The sequence below is a fragment of the Pseudomonas sp. R11F genome (assembly GCF_050312575.1).
Classification (GTDB): domain Bacteria; phylum Pseudomonadota; class Gammaproteobacteria; order Pseudomonadales; family Pseudomonadaceae; genus Aquipseudomonas; species Aquipseudomonas palleroniana.
On record NZ_JBNPJU010000036.1, the window covers coordinates 89,606 to 107,527 of the forward strand.

Below are 17,922 nucleotides of genomic sequence, written 5' to 3' on the forward strand. Positions count from 1 at the left end.
TCAGATCTTCTGTGCCAGGGACACGCTGAAAATGCCCCATTCATCCACGCGTTGGGTGATCTTGCGAAAGCCCGCCGCTTCGACCAACTGATCCATTTCCGCCTGGCTGCGACGGCGCATCACCCAGGCTTGGCCCTGGCGGTGGCTGGTCAGTGCACGCGCGATCAATTCCAGTTGCGGGTGCCACGGTTGGCCGGTGTAGACCAGGTAACCGCCGGGCTCCACCGCTTCGGCAAGGCCGGCCAACGAACCGCCGACCATGGCGTTATCGGCGAACAACTCATACAGCCCCGACACTACCGCCAGGGTTGGCTTGGGGTCCAACGCCGCCAGATCCGCCCGGTCAAAGGCATCGCCTTTGACGAACTGCGCGATATCCCCCAGGCCTTTCTCGCGAATCAGTGCGCCACCATCGCGCACGTTGATGTCGCTGTAGTCACGTAGCAGGATCGATTCCGGCAGCGGCGACACGCCCTGCAAGGCTTCCAGAATATAGCGACCGTGGCCGGCGGCAATGTCCACAATGCGTACTTGGCGATCATCGGCACGCAACTTGGCCATGGCCAAACGCAGCAGTTCCTCGACGTTGAGCTTGCGTTGGCGAATGCCGCGCCAGCCGATGGAGTTGAGGTAGTTGCTGTCGATCATCCGGCCCAGCCCGCCCTTGCCGCTGGGCTTGTTGCGGTACACATAGTCCAGGGTGCTGCCGGAGTCGAAACCGGTGTCGAAGCCCAGTTTCACCCCCTCCGACAGGGTTTTGCCCAGGCCCATGCTGGCGCGGGTCATGCGCCAATACAGGTCGCGCAGGGAATTACGCGGCAGTGGCGCTGCGAGGGCTTCGGACTCGGCGCAGGTGGCGCCCAGCTTATCGGCATCCAGCAATGAGGCGCGGTCCAGCGGCTGGGTGAAGTTTTGCAGGATAAAGCGCTTGGCACTGCTCACGGCCGGGGCGCGGTCGCGTTCGCCAAGGGTGTCGTGGAAGAAGCCTGGGAGGATGTGCAGCTCTTTTTTCAGGCTGCCCAGGCGGTCGAAAAATTGCTGCTGGGGTTTGCGGTGCACCACAAAATCGGAGCCGGAGATCAGCAACTGCGTCGGCACCTGGATCGCCTGGGCATCGGCGACCACCCGATCAGCCGCTTCGTACAGGCCCAGCAGTACATTCACCGAGATGGCCTTGGTGATCAGCAGGTCGCTGTCGTAGGACGCCACGCGCTGCGGGTCGTGGCTGAGGAACTTGGCCTTGACGTAACTGTTGACGAAAAAATTGCCGCGAAACTTGCGCATCAGTGCCAGGCCCGGGCGTGCGAAGGGCACGTAGAGCTTGACCTTGAACGCCGGGGAGGCGAGCACCAGTGCACGGATTTTCGGCGCGTAATCATGGACCCAGGTCGCCGCGATCACCGCGCCGACGCTTTGCGCGATAACGGCGAAGTTTTCTTCTGCAATGCCGTAGGTGGCGCCAATGTGGTCGCAAAAGGTTTGCACGTCACGGGCGCTGGTGGCGAAGCTGGGGCTGTCGCCACGCTCGCCGGGGGACTGGCCATGGCCACGGGCGTCCCAGGCGAAGAAGTCAAAGTGCGGCAGGTCGAGTTCGTCAACCAGATGGGCAATGCGCCCCGAATGCTCATGCCCGCGATGGAACAACAGGATTGCCTTGCGCGGCTCATCACTCGAAGGTGCGCTGGCCGGCCAGTGGCGGTAGAAAAGCTCGACGCCATCATGGGTCGTGAAGGTGTGCTCTTGTTGTTCGCACATCGCAAAAATCCTTATGCAATCGGGGAGGTTTGTGCTTCTTTGAGGCCCTGGCGCACACGGTTGACCAGGGTGTAGGCGAGCAGGGCGGCAACCAGCCACATCAGCGTGTCGACCCAACCGGCGCCGAGCCAGCCGAGCGCCACACCGGTGGCCAGCACGCCCAATACAAAGGCACGGTCGCTCTTGCCCATCGGCCCGTCATAGCGGCGTGACGCACCGACCATCGGCCCCAGGACCCCGGCGTATTCGCTGAATACCGCCAACAGCGCTACCAGCACCACCGGTACCAGACTGACGCCGGGAATCAGCGCGAACGGCAGGATCAGTGCGCTGTCGGCGATCACATCACACAATTCGTTGAGGTAGGCACCCAGGCGCGATTGCTGGCCGAACTCGCGGGCGAGCATGCCGTCGATGGCATTGAGGGCCATGCGCAGGATCATCCACACAGGGATCAGCGCAAACAGCCACAGATGTTGGGCAAAGCCTGCGACCAGCAGGCCGACGAGCAAGGAAACGACCCCGGCCAGTACGGTGATCTGGTTGGCGGTGGTGCCATTGTCGTAGAGACGCTGCACGAGGGGGCGCAGCAGGTTTTGAAAGCGTGGCTTGAGTTGGTAGATGGAAATCATGGGGGGTGACGCTTCCTTGTCCGTTAACCCGTGAAAAACTGTGCTGAAGTGTGCCGATTTCTTGCCGCGGACTCTAGTGATGGCTCACCTTGGCCGCGTGTTTCTTGAGTTTTTGCGAAGTAGGACAAATCCTTTCGGACTGGTTGTCCCAAAAGTCGGGTCAGCAAAAAACAAGTGCCCGAGCGTTCCAAACGAGCGGGCACCGTTGAGAGGGCGGAACCTCAGGTTCGGAGCCCTTTACGCATAAATAATTTCGGAGTCGCGCCCGCTATATTCAATGACCATTCGTTTATTGGGCTTTCCGTATTCCGAATTGGTGATTTCTATGACCCGCAGCGAGTGCTCGTAGGTCTCATCTTCGCGTCGCCATGAAGGTTCCTGGCTGAAGACGCTATCGTTGTTTTTTAATTGGGTCCCCATCCTGTTTATTTTTTCAATAGCTTCTTTTTGGGCGGTACTGTCGATGTTGGAAATAGCCGTGTTCCGATGGTTTTCATCAATGATCGAGTTTGCTTGCGCCTTAGCATCTTCATGTGTTTCAACCAGGATCTCGCGCATGGACTTCAGCCCGTAAAAGCTAAGGAGCATGTCAACCGGAACCTTGTCATCTTTGATCGGCCGAAGTTTAATTCCGGTCTGGAAAGGTGCAACGACTTTGGCAACATCATTCAGCGGGTCAAGAGCTCCGGAATAGGCCGGGAATTGTTTGTCGAACTCATCGGCCGTATAACTTTTTGATTCGTTGCCCACCGTGGCATGGAATGTTCTAGTCTCAGGGTCAAAACTGAATTCACGGGCATTATTTTTTTTAGCCCACTCTGTAAGCGCTTTGTTTTCAAAGGCCTGATTGATTACACCGATCCAACGGTAAAACGAGGTGCCTTTTTCAACTGTTATCTCTGGAAGCGGTTTCGTAAATGCTTCTTCTGTCATCGTGGACATTATGTCGCCGATGGATTGGGAGAGCTCATAATCGGCAGGATTTTTGTGTTTAAGGGGCCATGCATTTAGATCCCGGTGGAGTTGGTCGGCAGACGATTCATATTCCACGACATATTTGGGCTGTGTCACAAAGCCTTCGTTGATATTTTGCAACCTGCGTTGCTGGCGTGAGAGTGCCCAGTCATTCTCCGGAAGGTTCAAGGTGTGTTCCGGGAATGCCTTGATTTTCTGCAGTTCTTTGCCCCATGCCGTGGAAGCCTCCTTGGTTTCTGGCGGCTTGATCCCATAGAAATTCTGAATCACATCAAGCGGTGCCTTGCCCTGTGGCCAGGCCGTGAATTTCACATCACTTCCCTCTGGCGCCAGCTTCTTGCAGGCATCGATCACTGGCTCAAGCCCCTGGCGAGCAGTCGGGTATCGCTCATAAAATTGCTCAAGCGACATGCTCAAGGTCCTTCCATCATTTCTGACAAATTGAACATTTTGGTATTTTGAGTCGTAGCTCAAACTGCCGGGAGTAATTTCATTGGTCTCGTACCACTTTTTCAGGATATTACTGGAGAATGCATTTCTTAATTGATCAAGCCAACCACGAATTGTCGTGTCTTGATTGACGTCAATCATGGGCTGACTGTCAGTGGCCGGGTCGTGCTTTAGCATATGCTTGGATACGGTCTGGCTCAGCTTGTGATCGCCCTCTTCATATTTATGTTCTTGTTCATATTCATCCAAGGTCAACGTAAGGCCGTCGGCGGAGTCGTCTTGATCCGCGACTTTTTGACGAACGGGTGGATTCTCAGGAGGAAGATATCCCCAGAGATTTCCGTAGGTCTGATAGTACTGATCCCATGTCCCTCCTCCATGAAAATGAATGACCGGTTGAGAATTCTCCGGAGGGGTGTTGACGGAGCGTGTCTTGCGTTGGGAAATTTGGTTGAAGTTGTCTTGGGCGTTTCTAGCGTCTATTGCCGATTTATCTTTTGAACGGACTTCAGTCTCATGCTGTGGCACTTCTTGCTTAGAAGGTGTAACTGGATTTGTTGGATAGGAAAAATTTACGTTATGAGATGGATTGAAACTGATGGCCAATTCTCTGCTTCCTGTAGGACTGATAGTTGCGCCTATGTAATAAAATAGACGTGTCTTTGTGTGAAGCAAAGCAAGTGAAGCGTTCCAGCCAACTATTTATCTAAGTGTTTCTTTTACTTGTTTATGCAGTGATCCTGGATTCACAGGGCGGGCTGTGTTGAGAGCCCGTGTTCGATGCCTCATGGCCAAACAGAAATTTCACGTTTTTTGTTATAGGATAACGAACGGTTTTAGGTGGGTGTTGTGGATGCAAGTGGATCTAGAAGCTGACGGCGCTTCGGTTGAGGGCCTGCCGCGTTTTCAACAAGGGCTGTTCCATGCCCGTCGGTTGCGCCAGGCCGGTATCAGCCTGACGACCCTGGCGGTCGCGGGTTGGGTGCTCGCCCTGTTCGTCGCATTGTTCGCCCCGCTATCGATCTGGCCCGTGGTGCTGATCAACTGCTCCTCGGCGTTGCTGGTGCTGGTGGCCGGGTTGCAATCGGCGTGGTGGGTGGCCGATTGGCGCGCCCAGTCGCTGGAAGAGCCGAGCGTCGATGTGCCCGTGGCGGACACGGAAGGTTACACGCGGCTGATCGGGCGTCTGGGTAGTGGCCTGTTGGCGCAGATCGGCACCCCGGTATTGTGGTTATGCGGTTGGTCTCTACTGGTGCTGGTCAGCATCTTCGAGTTCTGGAACCTGGCGTTGCCCGCCGCCGTCGTAGGCCAGTCCGCCAGCATCGGCGCTGCCTTGGCGTTGGCGCTGGCCTTCGGTTTGCTGGTGTTCGAGCGCCGCCTGGCCCAGGAAACGCTGACGCAATGGCCGGAAGCCGCGCAATTGGCGCAATTGAGCCGGGTGGCAATCATCTGCCTGGTGATCAGTGCAATTTGCCTGTTGTTTGCCGGTGCCGAATCGGTCTGGCCGTTGCGCCTGGCGACGCTGATGGGGCTCTTGCCGGCGTTGGTGGCTTTGGAGTTCCTGCTCAGGGGCGTGCTGTCGTTGTTCAGCCCGCGCCAACCGCGCCTCGAACCGCGCTTGATGGCCCAGAGTTTTATTGCCGGGCTGCTGCGCTGGCCGCCGCAACCCCTGCTTGCCTTGCAGCATGAATTGCACAACCGCTTCGGCATCGACCTGCGCCAGATCTGGGCGTTTACCTACATGCGCCGGGCCTTTCTACCAGTGTTGCTGGTGGTTCTCGCCGTGGGCTGGTCGCTGACCGGCGTGCATGAAGTGCCCCTGCAAGGCCGCGGGATTTATGAACGCTTCGGTAAACCTGTTGAAGTCTTCGGCCCTGGCCTGCATGCCGGTTTACCGTGGCCGCTGGGGCGCGTATTGAATGTGGAGAACGGCGTGGTGCATGAGCTGGCAACCAGCGTCAGCGAAGCCGCCACGCCCGAACTGGCTTCTGCCGAAGGCCCGGCGCCGACGATTGCCAACCGGTTGTGGGACGCCAGCCATGTGAATGACAAGTCCCAGGTGATCGCCAGCAGCAGCGGCGACAAGCAGAGCTTTCAGATCGTCAATATGGACGTGCGTTTTGTCTACCGTATCGGCCTGACCGATCAGGCCGCGCTCGCCGCCACTTACAACAGCGCGGATGTGCCGACGCTGATCCGCAGCACCGCCAGCCGTATTCTCGTGCACGACTTTGCTTCCCGCACCCTCGACGAACTGCTGGGTGAGCAACGTACCAGCCTCGCCGATGAAGTGGGCCGGGCGGTGCAGGCAGACCTGAACAAGCTCGACAGCGGTGTGGAAATCCTCGCTACGGTGGTGGAGGCCATTCACCCACCGGCCGGTGCGGCCAACGCCTATCACGGCGTGCAGGCGGCGCAGATCGGCGCCCAGGCACTGATCTCCCGTGAGCGCGGAGCCGCCAGCGAGCAAACCAATCAGGCGCTGCTGCAAGCCAGCACGGTACGCGACCAGGCCCAGGCCAGCGCCCGCGAAGTGAACGCCGGCGCCCAAGCCGCCGACCTGCGTTTTGCCGCTGAACAGAAGGCTTACGCCACCGCAGGCAAAGCGTTCGTGCTGGAACAGTACCTCGGCCAACTCAGCCAGGGCCTGGCCAATGCCAAGCTGCTTATTCTGGATCACCGCCTGGGCGCCGATGGCGCGCCGACGATCGATCTGCGTTCTTTTACGTTGCCGGCCGACCCAATGGCGCCGCGCAAAGCCGTTCAATAAGGAGTTTGTCTGTTGAGCGCTCATTCTCACGATCATGACCACGGTCACCACCACCACCATCATCATGGCCACCACCATCACGGTGATGAACACGCCGCTGGCCCCTTCCCCTGGCGGCGAATGGCCTGGGCCGTGTTGCTGGTGCTGTTTGCGGTGGCGGCGGCGAGCCTGGTGCAGGTGCGTTCCGGCGAAGCCACGGTGATAACGCGCTTTGGCAACCCGTCGCGGGTTCTGCTGGAGCCGGGCCTGGGCTGGCGCTGGCCGGCGCCGTTCGAAGCGGCGATCCCCGTGGACCTGCGCCTGCGCACGACCTCCAGCGGCTTGCAGGACGTGGGCACCCGCGATGGCTTGCGCATCATTGTGCAGGCTTACGTGGCGTGGCAGGTGCAGGGCGATGCCGACAATGTGCAGCGTTTTATGCGCGCCGTGCAGAACCAGCCGGATGAAGCGGCGCGGCAGATTCGCACGTTCGTGGGCTCAGCGTTGGAAACCACGGCGGCGAGTTTCGATCTGTCGAGCCTGATCAACACTGACGCCAGCCAGGTGCGCATCGCCGATTTCGAAGCGCAGTTGCGTCAGCAGATTGATCAACAATTACTCACTACCTATGGCGTGCGCGTAGCGCAAGTGGGCGTGGAGCGTCTGACCTTGCCATCAGTAACCCTCACCGCCACCGTCGACCGCATGCGTGCCGAACGTGAAACCATCGCCACCGAGCGCACTGCCGTGGGCAAGCGTGAAGCCGCGCAGATTCGTTCCGCTGCCGAGCGCGATGCGCGGATCGTGCAGGCTGACGCCACGGTGAAAGCCGCCGATATCGAAGCGCAATCGCGGGTCGAAGCCGCGCAAATTTATGGCCGCGCTTACGCAGGTAATCCGCAGCTGTATAACCTGCTGCGTTCGCTGGATACCTTGGGCACCGTGGTCACGCCAGGCACCAAGATCATCTTGCGCACCGACGCCGCGCCGTTCCGCGCACTGGTCGATGGGCCCAAGGACATCCAGCCATGATCGAGCGTGACAACCCGGACAGCCCATGGATCCAGGCCGGGCGCCTGACCTTCGTGGCGCTGTACGCGGTGACCGTTTTGGCGGCGTTGGCCTGGGCGTTTTCCAACGTACGCCAGATCGACCCGCAGAATCGTGCGGTGGTGTTGCACTTCGGCGCACTGGATCGGATTCAGAATGCCGGGCTGCTGCTGGCCTGGCCGCAGCCGTTCGAGCAAGTGGTGCTGTTGCCGGCGGCGGACCGCGTAATCGAGCGTCGGGTGGAGAACCTGCTGCGCTCCGATGCGGCGACGCAGGCTGATCGCGTGGCCAGTTTCGCCACGCCGTTAAGCGATTCCCTGGCCGGCTCCGGTTACCTGTTGACCGGTGATGCCGGCGTGGTACAGCTGGATGTACGGGTGTTCTACAAGGTCACCGAGCCCTACGCGTTTGTGCTGCAGGGCGAGCATGTGCTGCCGGCCCTGGATCGCCTGGTCACCCGCAGCGCCGTGGCCCTGACCGCCGCGCGCGATCTGGACACGATCCTGGTGGCGCGCCCTGAATTGATAGGCACCGACAACGGCGCCGCCGAGCGCCGCGAGCGACTGCGCGGGGACTTGGTGCAGGGCATCAATAAACGGTTGGCCGAGTTGGCCACTACGGGCTTGGGGTTGGGCATCGAAGTCACTCGCGTCGATGTGCAGTCGAGTCTGCCGGGCCCGGCGGTGAATGCGTTCAACGCGGTACTGACCGCCAGCCAGCAAGCTGATAAAGCGGTGGCCAATGCGCGCACCGACGCGGAAAAACTCACCCAGACCGCCAACCAGACGGCTGACCGCCTGGTGCAGGTTGCCCATGCCCAGGCCAGCGAACGCCTGGCCAATGCCCAGGCGCAAACCGCCACCGTCGCCAGCCTGGCCCAGGTGAAAGACCCCGGCTTACTGCTGCGTCTGTATCGCGAGCGGTTACCGAAAATTCTCGGCCAGGCCGGCTCCGTGACCACGGTCGATCCTAAAGACGACTCCCGCTTGATTATCCAGGGAGCCGAACAATGAGCGCACCCATGCTGACTTCAGCCGAGCAGCGCAGTGCTGCCCGGCAATTGACCTTGGCCATGCTGGCCCTGGGGTTGTTGATATTGGGCTTGGTGTGGCGCTGGCTGGCGCCGGACCAGACAGGCGTGAGTCAGTTGTTGCTGGGCGTGGCATCGTTGCTGGTGGCCGTACCCGTGATGCGTTCGGCTTGGTACAGCCTGCGTTTTCCCAGCCTGCACGGGATCACCGATCAACTGATCGCCCTGGCCATGCTCGGTGCCTGGGCCACGGGCGATCTGCTGACGGCTGCGTTGCTGCCGATCATCATGATCTTCGGTCATGTGTTGGAGGAGCGCAGCGTGATCGGCTCCCAGGAGGCGATCCATGCCCTGGGCAAACTGACCCGCAGCCATGCGCGGTTGGTGCAGGCCGACGGCAACATTGTCGAAGTGGATAACGGAACGCTGAACACTGGCGATATCGTCGAAGTGCGCGCCGGTGATCGAGTGCCGGCTGATGGCGTGGTGCTGTCGGGGCAGGCGAGCCTGGATACGGCGCCGATCACTGGTGAGTCGGTGCCGCTGGAAGCCAGCGTGGGTGTGCAGGTGTTTGGTGGGGCGATCAACCTCGATGGCTTGCTGCGCCTGGAAGTGACCCGCACCGGTAACGAGTCGACCTTGGGCAAGGTGATCGCGCTGATGCAGAACGCCGAACGCTCCAAGCCGCCGATCACACGGCTGCTGGAGCGTTATGCCGGCAGTTATATGGTACTGGTGCTGTTGTTGGCGGCGGTGACCTGGTTTGTGACCAATGACGCCCAGGCAATGCTGGCGGTGCTGGTTGCGGCGTGCCCGTGTGCCTTGGTGCTATCAGCACCGGCCACGGCGATTGCCGGGATCGCCGTGGCGGCTCGGCATGGGATTTTGATCCGCAGCTCGGCGTTCCTGGAGGAATTGGCGGACCTGACCTCGTTGGTGGTCGACAAGACCGGCACGCTGACCTTCGGCACCTTGCGTCTGCAATCGATCGAAACCACCGCACCGGATCGGCAGGTGTTGTTGAATCTGGCGGCCAGCCTGGGTTCGGCCAGCAGTCATCCGGTCAGCCGTGCCTTGGCGGGCCTGGCGGCCCAGGAGCAAATGCTCGCACTGACCGACATCCGCGAACGCCAGGGCCTGGGCGTGGTGGCGCAGACCGAACAGGGCGAAGCCGCGCTGGGCCGGCCGGAGTTGTTCGAACAATTGGGTATCGCGACAACGTCCGTTCCGAACCACGACGGCCCGATTGCCGGGTTGGCGTTGAATGGGCGGTTCCTGGCCTGGCTGCTGCTGGCCGATAGCGTCAAGCCGGAAGCACGCCAAGCGCTGCAAGAGCTGCGCGAGCTGGGCCTGGGACGCCAACTGCTGCTGACCGGCGACCGTCAAAGCGTCGCCGACAGCCTGGCGTTGGACGTGGGCATCAGCGATGTCGAGGCGCAAGCCTTGCCGGAGGACAAGCTCAACCGTGTGCTGGGCGAGATCGGCAGTGGTTTCCGCCCGATGGTGGTGGGCGACGGTATCAACGACTCCCTGGCACTGAAGGCCGGTGTGGTCGGCGTGGCGATGGGCGCCGGTGGCGCGGACATCGCCCTGGCGTCGGCGGATGTGGTGCTGATCGGCAGCGACTTGCGGCGTCTGGGCACCTGTGTGCGCTTGAGCCGCCAGTGTCGACACACTTTGCAGGTCAACGTCGTCATCGGCCTGGGGTGGACCCTGGCGATCGTGGTGTTCGCCGCCTTTGGCTGGCTGGGGGCCGCAGGCGCAATGATTGCAGCGGTATTGCATAACCTCAGTACGTTGTTGGTGCTGGGCAATGCTGGGCGTTTATTGCGTTTCCAGGAGCCGCTTTTGAAGCTCGAGGAATAATTTCCGGAAGTTTTTTCAAAAGGCTGTAACGCCGCCAAGGGACCTCACTCTAGTGGTGTGTCGAGACTGAACAAACCGTTCAGACCGGCACCCACTATCGAACTCTGAGGAACCAAAAATGAACATCAAGAATGCCGTTTCCGGTGCTGCCCTGGCCATCGCTGCCGCCACTATGTTTGCTGGTGTTGCTACCCAGGTACAGGCCGCCGACGCTACTGTTCATTGCTACGGTGTGACTTCTTGCAAAGGCATGAATGACTGCAAAACCGCTGAAAACGCTTGCAAAGGTCAGGCGGTCTGCAAAGGCCACGGCTTCAAGGCCATGAGCAAGGCAGCGTGTGACGCGGCTGGCGGCAAAGTCGGCGAGTAACCGGCAACCGAGTGCAACCGCAGCGGATGCCTTTTCCGCTGCGGACACTTTGCCCAGGAGTGCATCATGTCCGCTTCCTTTCCGAGTCTGGGTTACGGCCTGGGCCTGCGCAGTGAGTACTACCAGCAGATCCTTGAACAATCACCGGCGGTGGATTGGTTCGAGGTCATCTCCGAGAATTATCTGGTCCAGGGCGGTAAAGCCTTGTATTACCTGGAGGCGATAGCCGAGCGCTATCCCCTGGTGATGCATGGCGTGTCCTTGTCCATCGGTGGGCCGCATGCCCTCGATACCGATTACCTGAAGCAAATCAAACAGCTCGCCGTACGTCTGCAACCGGCGTGGGTTTCCGATCATCTGTGCTGGAGCCGCGGCAGCGCGCATCAGTTGCATGACCTGCTGCCGTTGCCCTACACCGAGGAGAGCCTTTACCACGTGGCAGCCCGTGTTCTGCAAGTGCAGGACATACTGCAGCGTCCACTGGTGCTGGAAAACGTCTCCAGCTATGTGCGTTCCAAGGCGGATGAATTTACCGAGTGGGAATTCCTCAATGCCTTGACCCACCTGACGGGCTGCCAGTTGTTGCTGGACGTCAACAACGTCTACGTCAGCTCGCGTAATCACGGCTTCGATGCCTGGACTTTCATCCGCAACCTGCCGCCACACAGCATTCGCCAACTGCATCTGGCCGGGCATATGGACTACGGCGACTATGTCGTCGATACCCATGACCATCCCGTGTGCGATCCGGTGTGGGCGCTGTATCAACAAACCCTGGAACACCTGGGGCCGATCTCGACGCTATTGGAGCGCGACGATCATTTTCCTCCGTTTGAAGAGTTGCTCACCGAGCTGGGCAAGGCTCGTGAACTGGGCGCTGCTGCGCTGGCCAGGAGGTCGCTATGCGCCTGACCGACTGGCAATTGGCCTTTGAGCAGCATCTGTTATCCGCAACCCCGGCGGCCAACAGCGGTTTTGCCGACACGTTGCTGGGGGGGCCGACGCTGGATGTCGACACGGGCCTGGCGATCTATCACAACGCCTACCTGGCGCGGCTGCAGGAAGTGCTGCGGCATGACTTCGGCGCCATCTGGTATTGGCTGGGGGATGAAGAGTTTGCGTCTCTGACCGAAGCCTACGTGCGTCGTTATCCGTCTGCCCATTACAGCTTGCGCTGGCTGGGCGAGCGGTTCCCTGCGTTTATCGTCGAGCATTTGGTGGCTGAACAGAGCGCGCCGCTGGCCGAACTGGCGCGGCTCGAATGGGCGTTTACCCTGGCATTCGATGCGCCACAGGGTGAGCCGCTTGGCTTGGATGACATGGCGCAGCTGCCGCCTGCAGACTGGCCGGGTTTACAGGTCGCCCTGGTACCTTCGGTGCAGCAGATGCCGTACCATTTCAACAGCGTGGCGATATGGCGCGCGAGCAAGGATCAGTCGGACTTCCCCGGCAGTCACGCACTGGCGCCGGCACACATCTGCCTGGTATGGCGGCACCAGAACGTGTGCCACTACCGCAGCCTTGAACCTGATGAAGCGTTTGCCCTGGCCGGAATGGTGACCACCGGCTGGAATTTTTCAGAACTGTGCGCGCAATTGGTAGTCACCTATGCAGAGGGTGCGCCACTGCAGGCGGTTACGTGGCTTAAGCAGTGGGTCCAGGATGGTTTGCTCGAACGTAGAGCCCCATAGAAGAGCACTATCAATTCGATAGCCTCCTACTTTGTCTTCTGATGGTCTACCCTCACTCCAGACGTCTGAAACAAGGGGGGACTACTCATGCTCGCGCAACTTCCACCGGCCTTACAGAATCTTCAGCTACCGCTGCGTCTTCGACTCTGGGACGGCCATGAATTCAACCTGGGCCCTGCGCCCAGTGTGACCATCGTGGTGAAGGACCCCACGGTCGTGTCCCAACTGACCCATCCAACGCTCGATTCACTGGGCGAAGCCTTCGTTGAGGGCAAATTGGAGCTGGAAGGCTCCATTTCCGAGGTCATCCGGGTGTGTGACGAGCTCAGTCATGCCCTGATCGACGACGACGAGGGGAGTCGTCCGGTGCGCTCGATCCACGACAAGGCCACCGACGCTGCGGCAATTTCCTACCATTACGACCTGTCCAACGAGTTCTACCAGCTGTGGCTGGATCAGGACATGGCGTACTCCTGCGGTTATTTCGAAACCGGCAGCGAAACCCTCGACCAGGCCCAACAAGACAAATTTCGCCACCTGTGCCGCAAACTGCGGTTGCAGCCGGGTGAGTATTTGCTCGACGTAGGCTGTGGCTGGGGTGGGCTGGCGCGCTTTGCGGCGCGGGAGTTCGGGGTCAAAGTATTTGGCATCACCTTGAGCAAGGAGCAGTTGGCGCTGGCCCGGGAACGGGTGAAAGCCGAGGGCCTGGAAGACCAGGTTGACCTGCAATTGCTCGACTACCGTGACCTGCCTCAGGATGGCCGGTTCGACAAGGTGGTGAGCGTGGGCATGTTCGAACACGTCGGCCACGCCAACCTGGCGCAGTACTGCCAAACCCTGTTTGGCGCGGTGCGCGAGGGCGGTTTGGTGATGAACCACGGTATTACCGCCAAGCACACTGACGGTCGTCCTGTCGGCCGCGGCGCCGGGGACTTCATCGAGCGTTATGTCTTCCCCAACGGCGAGTTGCCGCACCTGGCGATGATGACCGCCGAGATCAGTGAAGTCGGGCTGGAAGTGGTCGACGTCGAAAGCCTGCGCCTGCATTACGCACGCACCCTGGACCACTGGAGCGAGCGCCTTGAGGACAACCTTGAAGCGGCGGCGCAGATGGTGCCGGAGCAGGCCTTGCGGATTTGGCGCTTGTACCTGGCAGGCTGCGCTTATGCGTTTGCGCGGGGCTGGATCAACCTGCACCAGATCCTGGCGGTGAAACCCCATGCCGATGGCAGCCATGAACTGCCGTGGACACGGGAAGATCTCTACCGCTGACGTTCAAGACACCGGAGTTCAAGTGTGGTGAGGGGTTTGCTCCCTCCCACATTTAGAGAATCGGGGAGATCAGTCGTGCGACCCGCATGCCCAGTTGTTGCAGGCGGCGGGTCTCGCGGCTTTCTTCCTGGCTGACTTCATGGGCCAGGGCGAAGTCGTCCATCAGCATTTGCTCAACTTCGCCGGCAAACGCCTCATCCACCGTCAGTAACATCACTTCAAAATTCAGTCGGAACGAACGGTTATCCATGTTCGCACTGCCGATCGCGCTGATTTCGCTGTCCACCAACACCACTTTCTGATGCAGAAAGCCCGGCGTGTAGCGGAACACGCGCACCCCGGCGCGTACGGCTTCGATCGCATAAAGGCTGGACGCAGCGTAGACGATGCGGTGGTCGGGACGTGAAGGCAGCAGCAGGCGTACGTCGACGCCGCGCAGCACGGCCAGGCGCAGCGCGGAGAACACGGCCTCATCGGGGATGAAATACGGGCTGGTGATCCACACCCGCTCGGTCGCCGCGTGGATGGCTTCGACGAAAAACAGTGAGCAGGTTTCATACGAGTCGGCCGGCCCACTGGCGAGCAGTTGGCAGAGTACGCCGTCTTCGGGGTAGGCGTCAGGCAGGATCAGCGGCGGCAACTTGCGCGCGGCCCAGAACCAGTCTTCGGCAAACGACTCTTGCAGGCACGCCACCACCGGGCCGGTCACCTGTACGTGAGTATCGCGCCACGGGGCCAGGGGCGGCTTTTTGCCCAGGTATTCGTCACCGACGTTATGCCCACCGACAAACCCGGTGATGCCGTCCACCACCACGATCTTGCGGTGGTTGCGGAAGTTGACCTGGAAACGGTTGAGCCAGCCGCTGCGCGTTGCGAACGCCTTGACCTGTACGCCTGCGTCGCGCAGCGATTGCACGTAGTGATGGGGCAGGGCATGGCTGCCGATGCGGTCATACAGCATATATATGGCTACGCCCTGGGCAGCCTTTTCCTTCAACAGGGCATGCAACTGCCTACCTAGTTCGTCGTCATGAATGATGAAAAACTGGAACAGCACGGCGCTCCTGGCACTGCGGATCGCGTCGAAGATTGCACTGAAGGTGGCATCACCATTGATCAACAAGCGCACTTGGTTGTTGGCCAGGCACGGCATGCGTCCCAGCTTGGGCATTGCGCGCAGCGACGCGTAGGCGCTGGAATTGCGTGCGGCGAGGGCTTCTTCGACCCAAGGGCGCCAGTTCAGCTCGGCAATGGCGGTGTGCATTTCCTGGTTGGCCTGGCGGCGTGCCTGGATATAAGCGTCGAAGGTGCTGCGGCCGAAGATCAGATAAGGGATCAACGTGAGGTAGGGCATGAACATCAACGACAACGCCCAGGCGATCGAGCCTTGGGCGGTCCTGACAGTCAGCACAGCGTGGATCGCGGCGAGAGTCCCGAGAAAATGCAGCGTGGCAATGAAGTAGGCGAGCAGGTGCGGGCCAAAAAAATCCATGGACGACATATCTCCAGACAATCGACTGCCTAACAGACCATGAACGGCTGCGAATGTCGCTATTTTATTTGCCGTGCAACACTGGCGCCTTTGCGGCGTCTAACGCCCACAATTACCCAGGAGTTACTCGATGAATGCTCGTCTGCTTGGTTTGGCCATGGTTGTTGGATTGTCGCTGCCCGTGGCGGCTCAGGCGCAGATGCTGGCGCCGGGGTTGTGGGAATTGACTACCAGCAATATGAAAGTTGATAACCAGGACTTGCCGGACCTTTCGCTGATCCTCGGTCAGCTCAAGCAACAGATGACTCCCGAACAACGTGCAATGCTGGAAAAACAGGGCATCACCATGGCCGGCAAAGGCGTGCAGGTGTGCCTCACGCCTGCTCAGGTCGCCTCCGATTCGATCCCGCTGACCGACCCGCAATCGGGCTGCAGGCAGGAAGTGACCGACAAGACCGGCAACCAGTGGAAATTCCGTTTCAGTTGCCCGAAAGCCCAAGGCAGTGGCGTCGCCACCTTCCAGAGCCAGAAGGAGTTCACCACCACCGTCAACGGCACCTTCAATGCCACTGGCATCCAGCAGAAGGGCAGCCTCGACACCCATGCCCAGTGGCTGGGCAACGACTGCGGTACGGTCAAACCCCGCGCTTAACGCAAAAAATGCAGGGGCAAGCCCTGGCAACTGTCGACGACCTGGCCGTTGTGCCACGCCAGGTGGCCGGACACCAATGTGGTGCTGACGCTGTGGCGAAAGCTGCGTTCGGCAAACGGTGTCCAGCCGCAGCGTGCCAGGATCGGTTGACTGCTGACGGGTTTGCCTTTGGGCTCGGGTTGGATCAGCACCAGGTCGGCCCAATAGCCTTCGCGTAAGTAGCCGCGTTCGGGAATGGCAAACAGGTCAGCCACTCGGTGGCTGGTCTTCGCCACCAGCGTGGTGAGCGGCAGGTGCCCGTCAGCCACCAACTCCAGCAACGCCGGCAACGCATGCTGCACCAGCGGCAGCCCGGACGGCGCCTCTCGATAGCCCAGCTGTTTCTGCGCCCAAGTATGCGGGGCATGGTCGGTGCCGATGACATCCAGGCGATCACTCAAAAAGGCACGGCGCAGAGCGTCGCGGTCGGCGCGGGTCTTGATGGCCGGGTTGCATTTGATCTGGTGGCCGAGACGGTGATAGTCGCGGTCATCGAACAACAGGTGGTGCACGCAGACCTCGGCGGTGATGCGTTTTTCAGACAAGGGTTTGTCTTCGAACAGAGCCAGTTCGAGCGCGCTGGTCAGGTGCAACACATGCAACCGCGTGCCGTGACGTTGGGCCAACTCCACGGCAAACGAAGACGAGCGGTAACAGGCCTCGGCATCGCGGATCAGTGGGTGGGCAACGGCGGGAATCCGTTCGCCGAAGCGCTCGCGCAGACGCTGTTCATTGGCCAGGATGCTGGGCGTGTGTTCACAGTGGGCCAGCAGGAGGGTCGGCACTTCGGCAAACAGTCGCTCCAGAATACGCGGGTCGTCCACCAGCATATTACCGGTGGAGGCCCCCATGAACACTTTGACCCCGGCGACTTCCCGTGGGTCGAGGGCGGCCACGGTATCGAGATTGTCGTTGCTCACACCAAAGTGAAAGCCGTAATTGGCCACCGAATTCAAGGCGGCGCGGCGCTTTTTATCGGCCAGCGCCTCCAGGGTCAGGGTGGCAGGGTGGGTGTTGGGCATGTCCATGAAACTGGTGATGCCGCCGGCCACCGCTGCGCGGGACTCGCTGTAGAAGCTGCCTTTGTCCGGTGCGCCAGGTTCGCGAAAGTGCACCTGGTCGTCGATCATGCCTGGCAGCAGCCATTGACCCTGGGCGTCGATCTCTACCGGCTCGTTGCCGCCTTCGATGCTGCCGGCGATTTTCTCGATACGGCCATTGGCGACCAGCACATCGGCGTCGAACTCCAGGCCTTCATTGACCAGGCGGGCATTGCGGATCAGCAGGCGGCTCATGGCTCAGAACTCGTTTTGCAGGGCTTTGTAACCCCGCACCAGGTCGACGTTGGTGCGGGCCACGTCTTCGGAAAACTCCGAGGCGCTGACACTGACCGGCGGGAACTGCGACAGGTCGGTGTGAGGCCCGATGCGCGTGGTGGACGGCACGTAGAAGGCGGCGGGCAAGTCGCGGCCGTCGACCACCGAGTTGTGGCGCACCACACAACCGTCGCCCACGGCGCAGTTGAACAGCACGCTGTTGAAGCCAATGAACACTCGGTCGCCGACGGTGCAGGGGCCGTGGACGATGGAGCGGTGCGCGATGGAACTGAACTCACCAATCGTCACCGCCGCGCCGGATTTGGAGTGGATGACCACGCCGTCCTGGATGTTGGAGTTGGCGCCGATGGTGATGGGGTCCATGTCGCCGGACGCGTCGACTTCGTCGGCGCGGATCACGGCATAGGGACCGACGAACACATTCTCGCCGATGATGACTTTGCCGCAGATGATTGCGGTCTTGTCGACGTAGGCCGATTCGGCGATCACTGGGAGATCGCCGGAAGGGTTCTTGCGGATCATGCGTCTGGCTCCGTAATGATAGGGACGTAATTGCCAGGGG

15 protein-coding genes are annotated in these 17,922 nt (G+C 60.4%); 9 read left to right on the top strand and 6 right to left on the bottom strand.

Annotated elements, in window-relative coordinates:
* From ACQRBV_RS09355 to ACQRBV_RS09365, 3 genes are all read right to left on the bottom strand, one after another.
* Entirely contained in the window at window positions 1-1,755 is a 1,755-nt protein-coding gene (locus tag ACQRBV_RS09355; protein WP_411984882.1) for a bifunctional alpha/beta hydrolase/class I SAM-dependent methyltransferase, read from the bottom strand.
* 11 nt (window positions 1,756-1,766) lie between these two features.
* Window positions 1,767-2,387 (bottom strand): CDP-alcohol phosphatidyltransferase family protein, encoded by a 621-nt coding sequence (locus ACQRBV_RS09360; RefSeq protein WP_090367847.1) that lies wholly within the window; start codon window positions 2,385-2,387, stop codon window positions 1,767-1,769.
* 237 nt (window positions 2,388-2,624) lie between these two features.
* Complete coding sequence (locus ACQRBV_RS09365; protein ID WP_411984883.1) at window positions 2,625-4,418, bottom strand: hypothetical protein; 1,794 nt, start codon at window positions 4,416-4,418, stop codon at window positions 2,625-2,627.
* A gap of 247 nt (window positions 4,419-4,665) precedes the next feature.
* Between ACQRBV_RS09365 and hflK (ACQRBV_RS09370) the strand changes: the two genes are divergently transcribed.
* The 8 genes from hflK (ACQRBV_RS09370) (at window position 4,666) to cfaB (ending at window position 13,840) form a co-directional block, all read left to right on the top strand.
* Window positions 4,666-6,582, top strand: coding sequence for a protease modulator HflK (hflK, locus tag ACQRBV_RS09370; protein ID WP_411984884.1), 1,917 nt, complete (start codon window positions 4,666-4,668; stop codon window positions 6,580-6,582).
* Window positions 6,583-6,591: 9 nt separating this feature from the next.
* Window positions 6,592-7,593, top strand: coding sequence for a protease modulator HflC (hflC, locus tag ACQRBV_RS09375; RefSeq protein ID WP_161548619.1), 1,002 nt, complete (start codon window positions 6,592-6,594; stop codon window positions 7,591-7,593).
* A complete protein-coding gene (gene hflK, locus ACQRBV_RS09380) occupies window positions 7,590-8,624 on the top strand; it encodes a protease modulator HflK (RefSeq protein WP_060756593.1) in 1,035 nt (344 codons plus the stop codon). Before hflC ends, hflK (ACQRBV_RS09380) begins: the two co-directional genes overlap by 4 nt.
* Window positions 8,621-10,507: a cation-translocating P-type ATPase gene (locus ACQRBV_RS09385; RefSeq protein ID WP_104995063.1), complete on the top strand. Its 1,887-nt coding sequence runs from the start codon at window positions 8,621-8,623 to the stop codon at window positions 10,505-10,507. The genes hflK (ACQRBV_RS09380) and ACQRBV_RS09385 overlap by 4 nt, the downstream gene beginning before the upstream one ends.
* A gap of 118 nt (window positions 10,508-10,625) precedes the next feature.
* Window positions 10,626-10,877 (top strand): hypothetical protein, encoded by a 252-nt coding sequence (locus tag ACQRBV_RS09390; RefSeq protein WP_060756595.1) that lies wholly within the window; start codon window positions 10,626-10,628, stop codon window positions 10,875-10,877.
* 66 nt (window positions 10,878-10,943) lie between these two features.
* Entirely contained in the window at window positions 10,944-11,789 is an 846-nt protein-coding gene (locus tag ACQRBV_RS09395) for a DUF692 domain-containing protein (protein WP_411984885.1), read from the top strand.
* Window positions 11,780-12,568, top strand: coding sequence for an HvfC/BufC family peptide modification chaperone (locus tag ACQRBV_RS09400; RefSeq protein WP_411984886.1), 789 nt, complete (start codon window positions 11,780-11,782; stop codon window positions 12,566-12,568). The genes ACQRBV_RS09395 and ACQRBV_RS09400 overlap by 10 nt, the downstream gene beginning before the upstream one ends.
* An 87-nt stretch (window positions 12,569-12,655) precedes the next feature.
* Window positions 12,656-13,840, top strand: coding sequence for a C17 cyclopropane fatty acid synthase CfaB (gene cfaB / locus ACQRBV_RS09405; protein WP_060756598.1), 1,185 nt, complete (start codon window positions 12,656-12,658; stop codon window positions 13,838-13,840).
* 52 nt (window positions 13,841-13,892) lie between these two features.
* Here the strand turns inward: cfaB and cls are convergent, their stop codons facing one another.
* Window positions 13,893-15,332, bottom strand: coding sequence for a cardiolipin synthase (gene cls / locus ACQRBV_RS09410; protein WP_411984887.1), 1,440 nt, complete (start codon window positions 15,330-15,332; stop codon window positions 13,893-13,895).
* Between the two features lie 130 nt (window positions 15,333-15,462).
* Here cls and ACQRBV_RS09415 point away from each other — a divergent pair, with 130 nt between their 5' ends.
* Complete coding sequence (locus tag ACQRBV_RS09415; protein WP_161548549.1) at window positions 15,463-15,984, top strand: DUF3617 domain-containing protein; 522 nt, start codon at window positions 15,463-15,465, stop codon at window positions 15,982-15,984.
* Here ACQRBV_RS09415 and ACQRBV_RS09420 read toward each other — a convergent pair.
* Entirely contained in the window at window positions 15,981-17,318 is a 1,338-nt protein-coding gene (locus tag ACQRBV_RS09420; RefSeq protein ID WP_411984888.1) for a dihydroorotase, read from the bottom strand. The genes ACQRBV_RS09415 and ACQRBV_RS09420 overlap by 4 nt on opposite strands.
* A 3-nt stretch (window positions 17,319-17,321) precedes the next feature.
* A complete protein-coding gene (locus ACQRBV_RS09425) occupies window positions 17,322-17,882 on the bottom strand; it encodes a DapH/DapD/GlmU-related protein (RefSeq protein WP_060756602.1) in 561 nt (186 codons plus the stop codon).
* Between the last annotated feature and the right edge of the window lie 40 nt (window positions 17,883-17,922).

What these genes read in the sequence shown, in the direction of transcription:
- ACQRBV_RS09415 (WP_161548549.1), top strand. Translation starts at nt 15,463, where the DNA reads ATGAATGCTCGTCTGCTTGGTTTGGCCATGGTTGTTGGATTGTCGCTG.
- hflK (WP_411984884.1), top strand. Translation starts at nt 4,666, where the DNA reads ATGCAAGTGGATCTAGAAGCTGACGGCGCTTCGGTTGAGGGCCTGCCG.
- cls (WP_411984887.1), bottom strand. Translation starts at nt 15,332, where the DNA reads ATGGATTTTTTTGGCCCGCACCTGCTCGCCTACTTCATTGCCACGCTG.
- ACQRBV_RS09400 (WP_411984886.1), top strand. Translation starts at nt 11,780, where the DNA reads ATGCGCCTGACCGACTGGCAATTGGCCTTTGAGCAGCATCTGTTATCC.
- ACQRBV_RS09395 (WP_411984885.1), top strand. Translation starts at nt 10,944, where the DNA reads ATGTCCGCTTCCTTTCCGAGTCTGGGTTACGGCCTGGGCCTGCGCAGT.
- hflK (WP_060756593.1), top strand. Translation starts at nt 7,590, where the DNA reads ATGATCGAGCGTGACAACCCGGACAGCCCATGGATCCAGGCCGGGCGC.
- ACQRBV_RS09385 (WP_104995063.1), top strand. Translation starts at nt 8,621, where the DNA reads ATGAGCGCACCCATGCTGACTTCAGCCGAGCAGCGCAGTGCTGCCCGG.
- ACQRBV_RS09360 (WP_090367847.1), bottom strand. Translation starts at nt 2,387, where the DNA reads ATGATTTCCATCTACCAACTCAAGCCACGCTTTCAAAACCTGCTGCGC.
- cfaB (WP_060756598.1), top strand. Translation starts at nt 12,656, where the DNA reads ATGCTCGCGCAACTTCCACCGGCCTTACAGAATCTTCAGCTACCGCTG.
- ACQRBV_RS09390 (WP_060756595.1), top strand. Translation starts at nt 10,626, where the DNA reads ATGAACATCAAGAATGCCGTTTCCGGTGCTGCCCTGGCCATCGCTGCC.
- ACQRBV_RS09425 (WP_060756602.1), bottom strand. Translation starts at nt 17,882, where the DNA reads ATGATCCGCAAGAACCCTTCCGGCGATCTCCCAGTGATCGCCGAATCG.
- ACQRBV_RS09420 (WP_411984888.1), bottom strand. Translation starts at nt 17,318, where the DNA reads ATGAGCCGCCTGCTGATCCGCAATGCCCGCCTGGTCAATGAAGGCCTG.
- ACQRBV_RS09355 (WP_411984882.1), bottom strand. Translation starts at nt 1,755, where the DNA reads ATGTGCGAACAACAAGAGCACACCTTCACGACCCATGATGGCGTCGAG.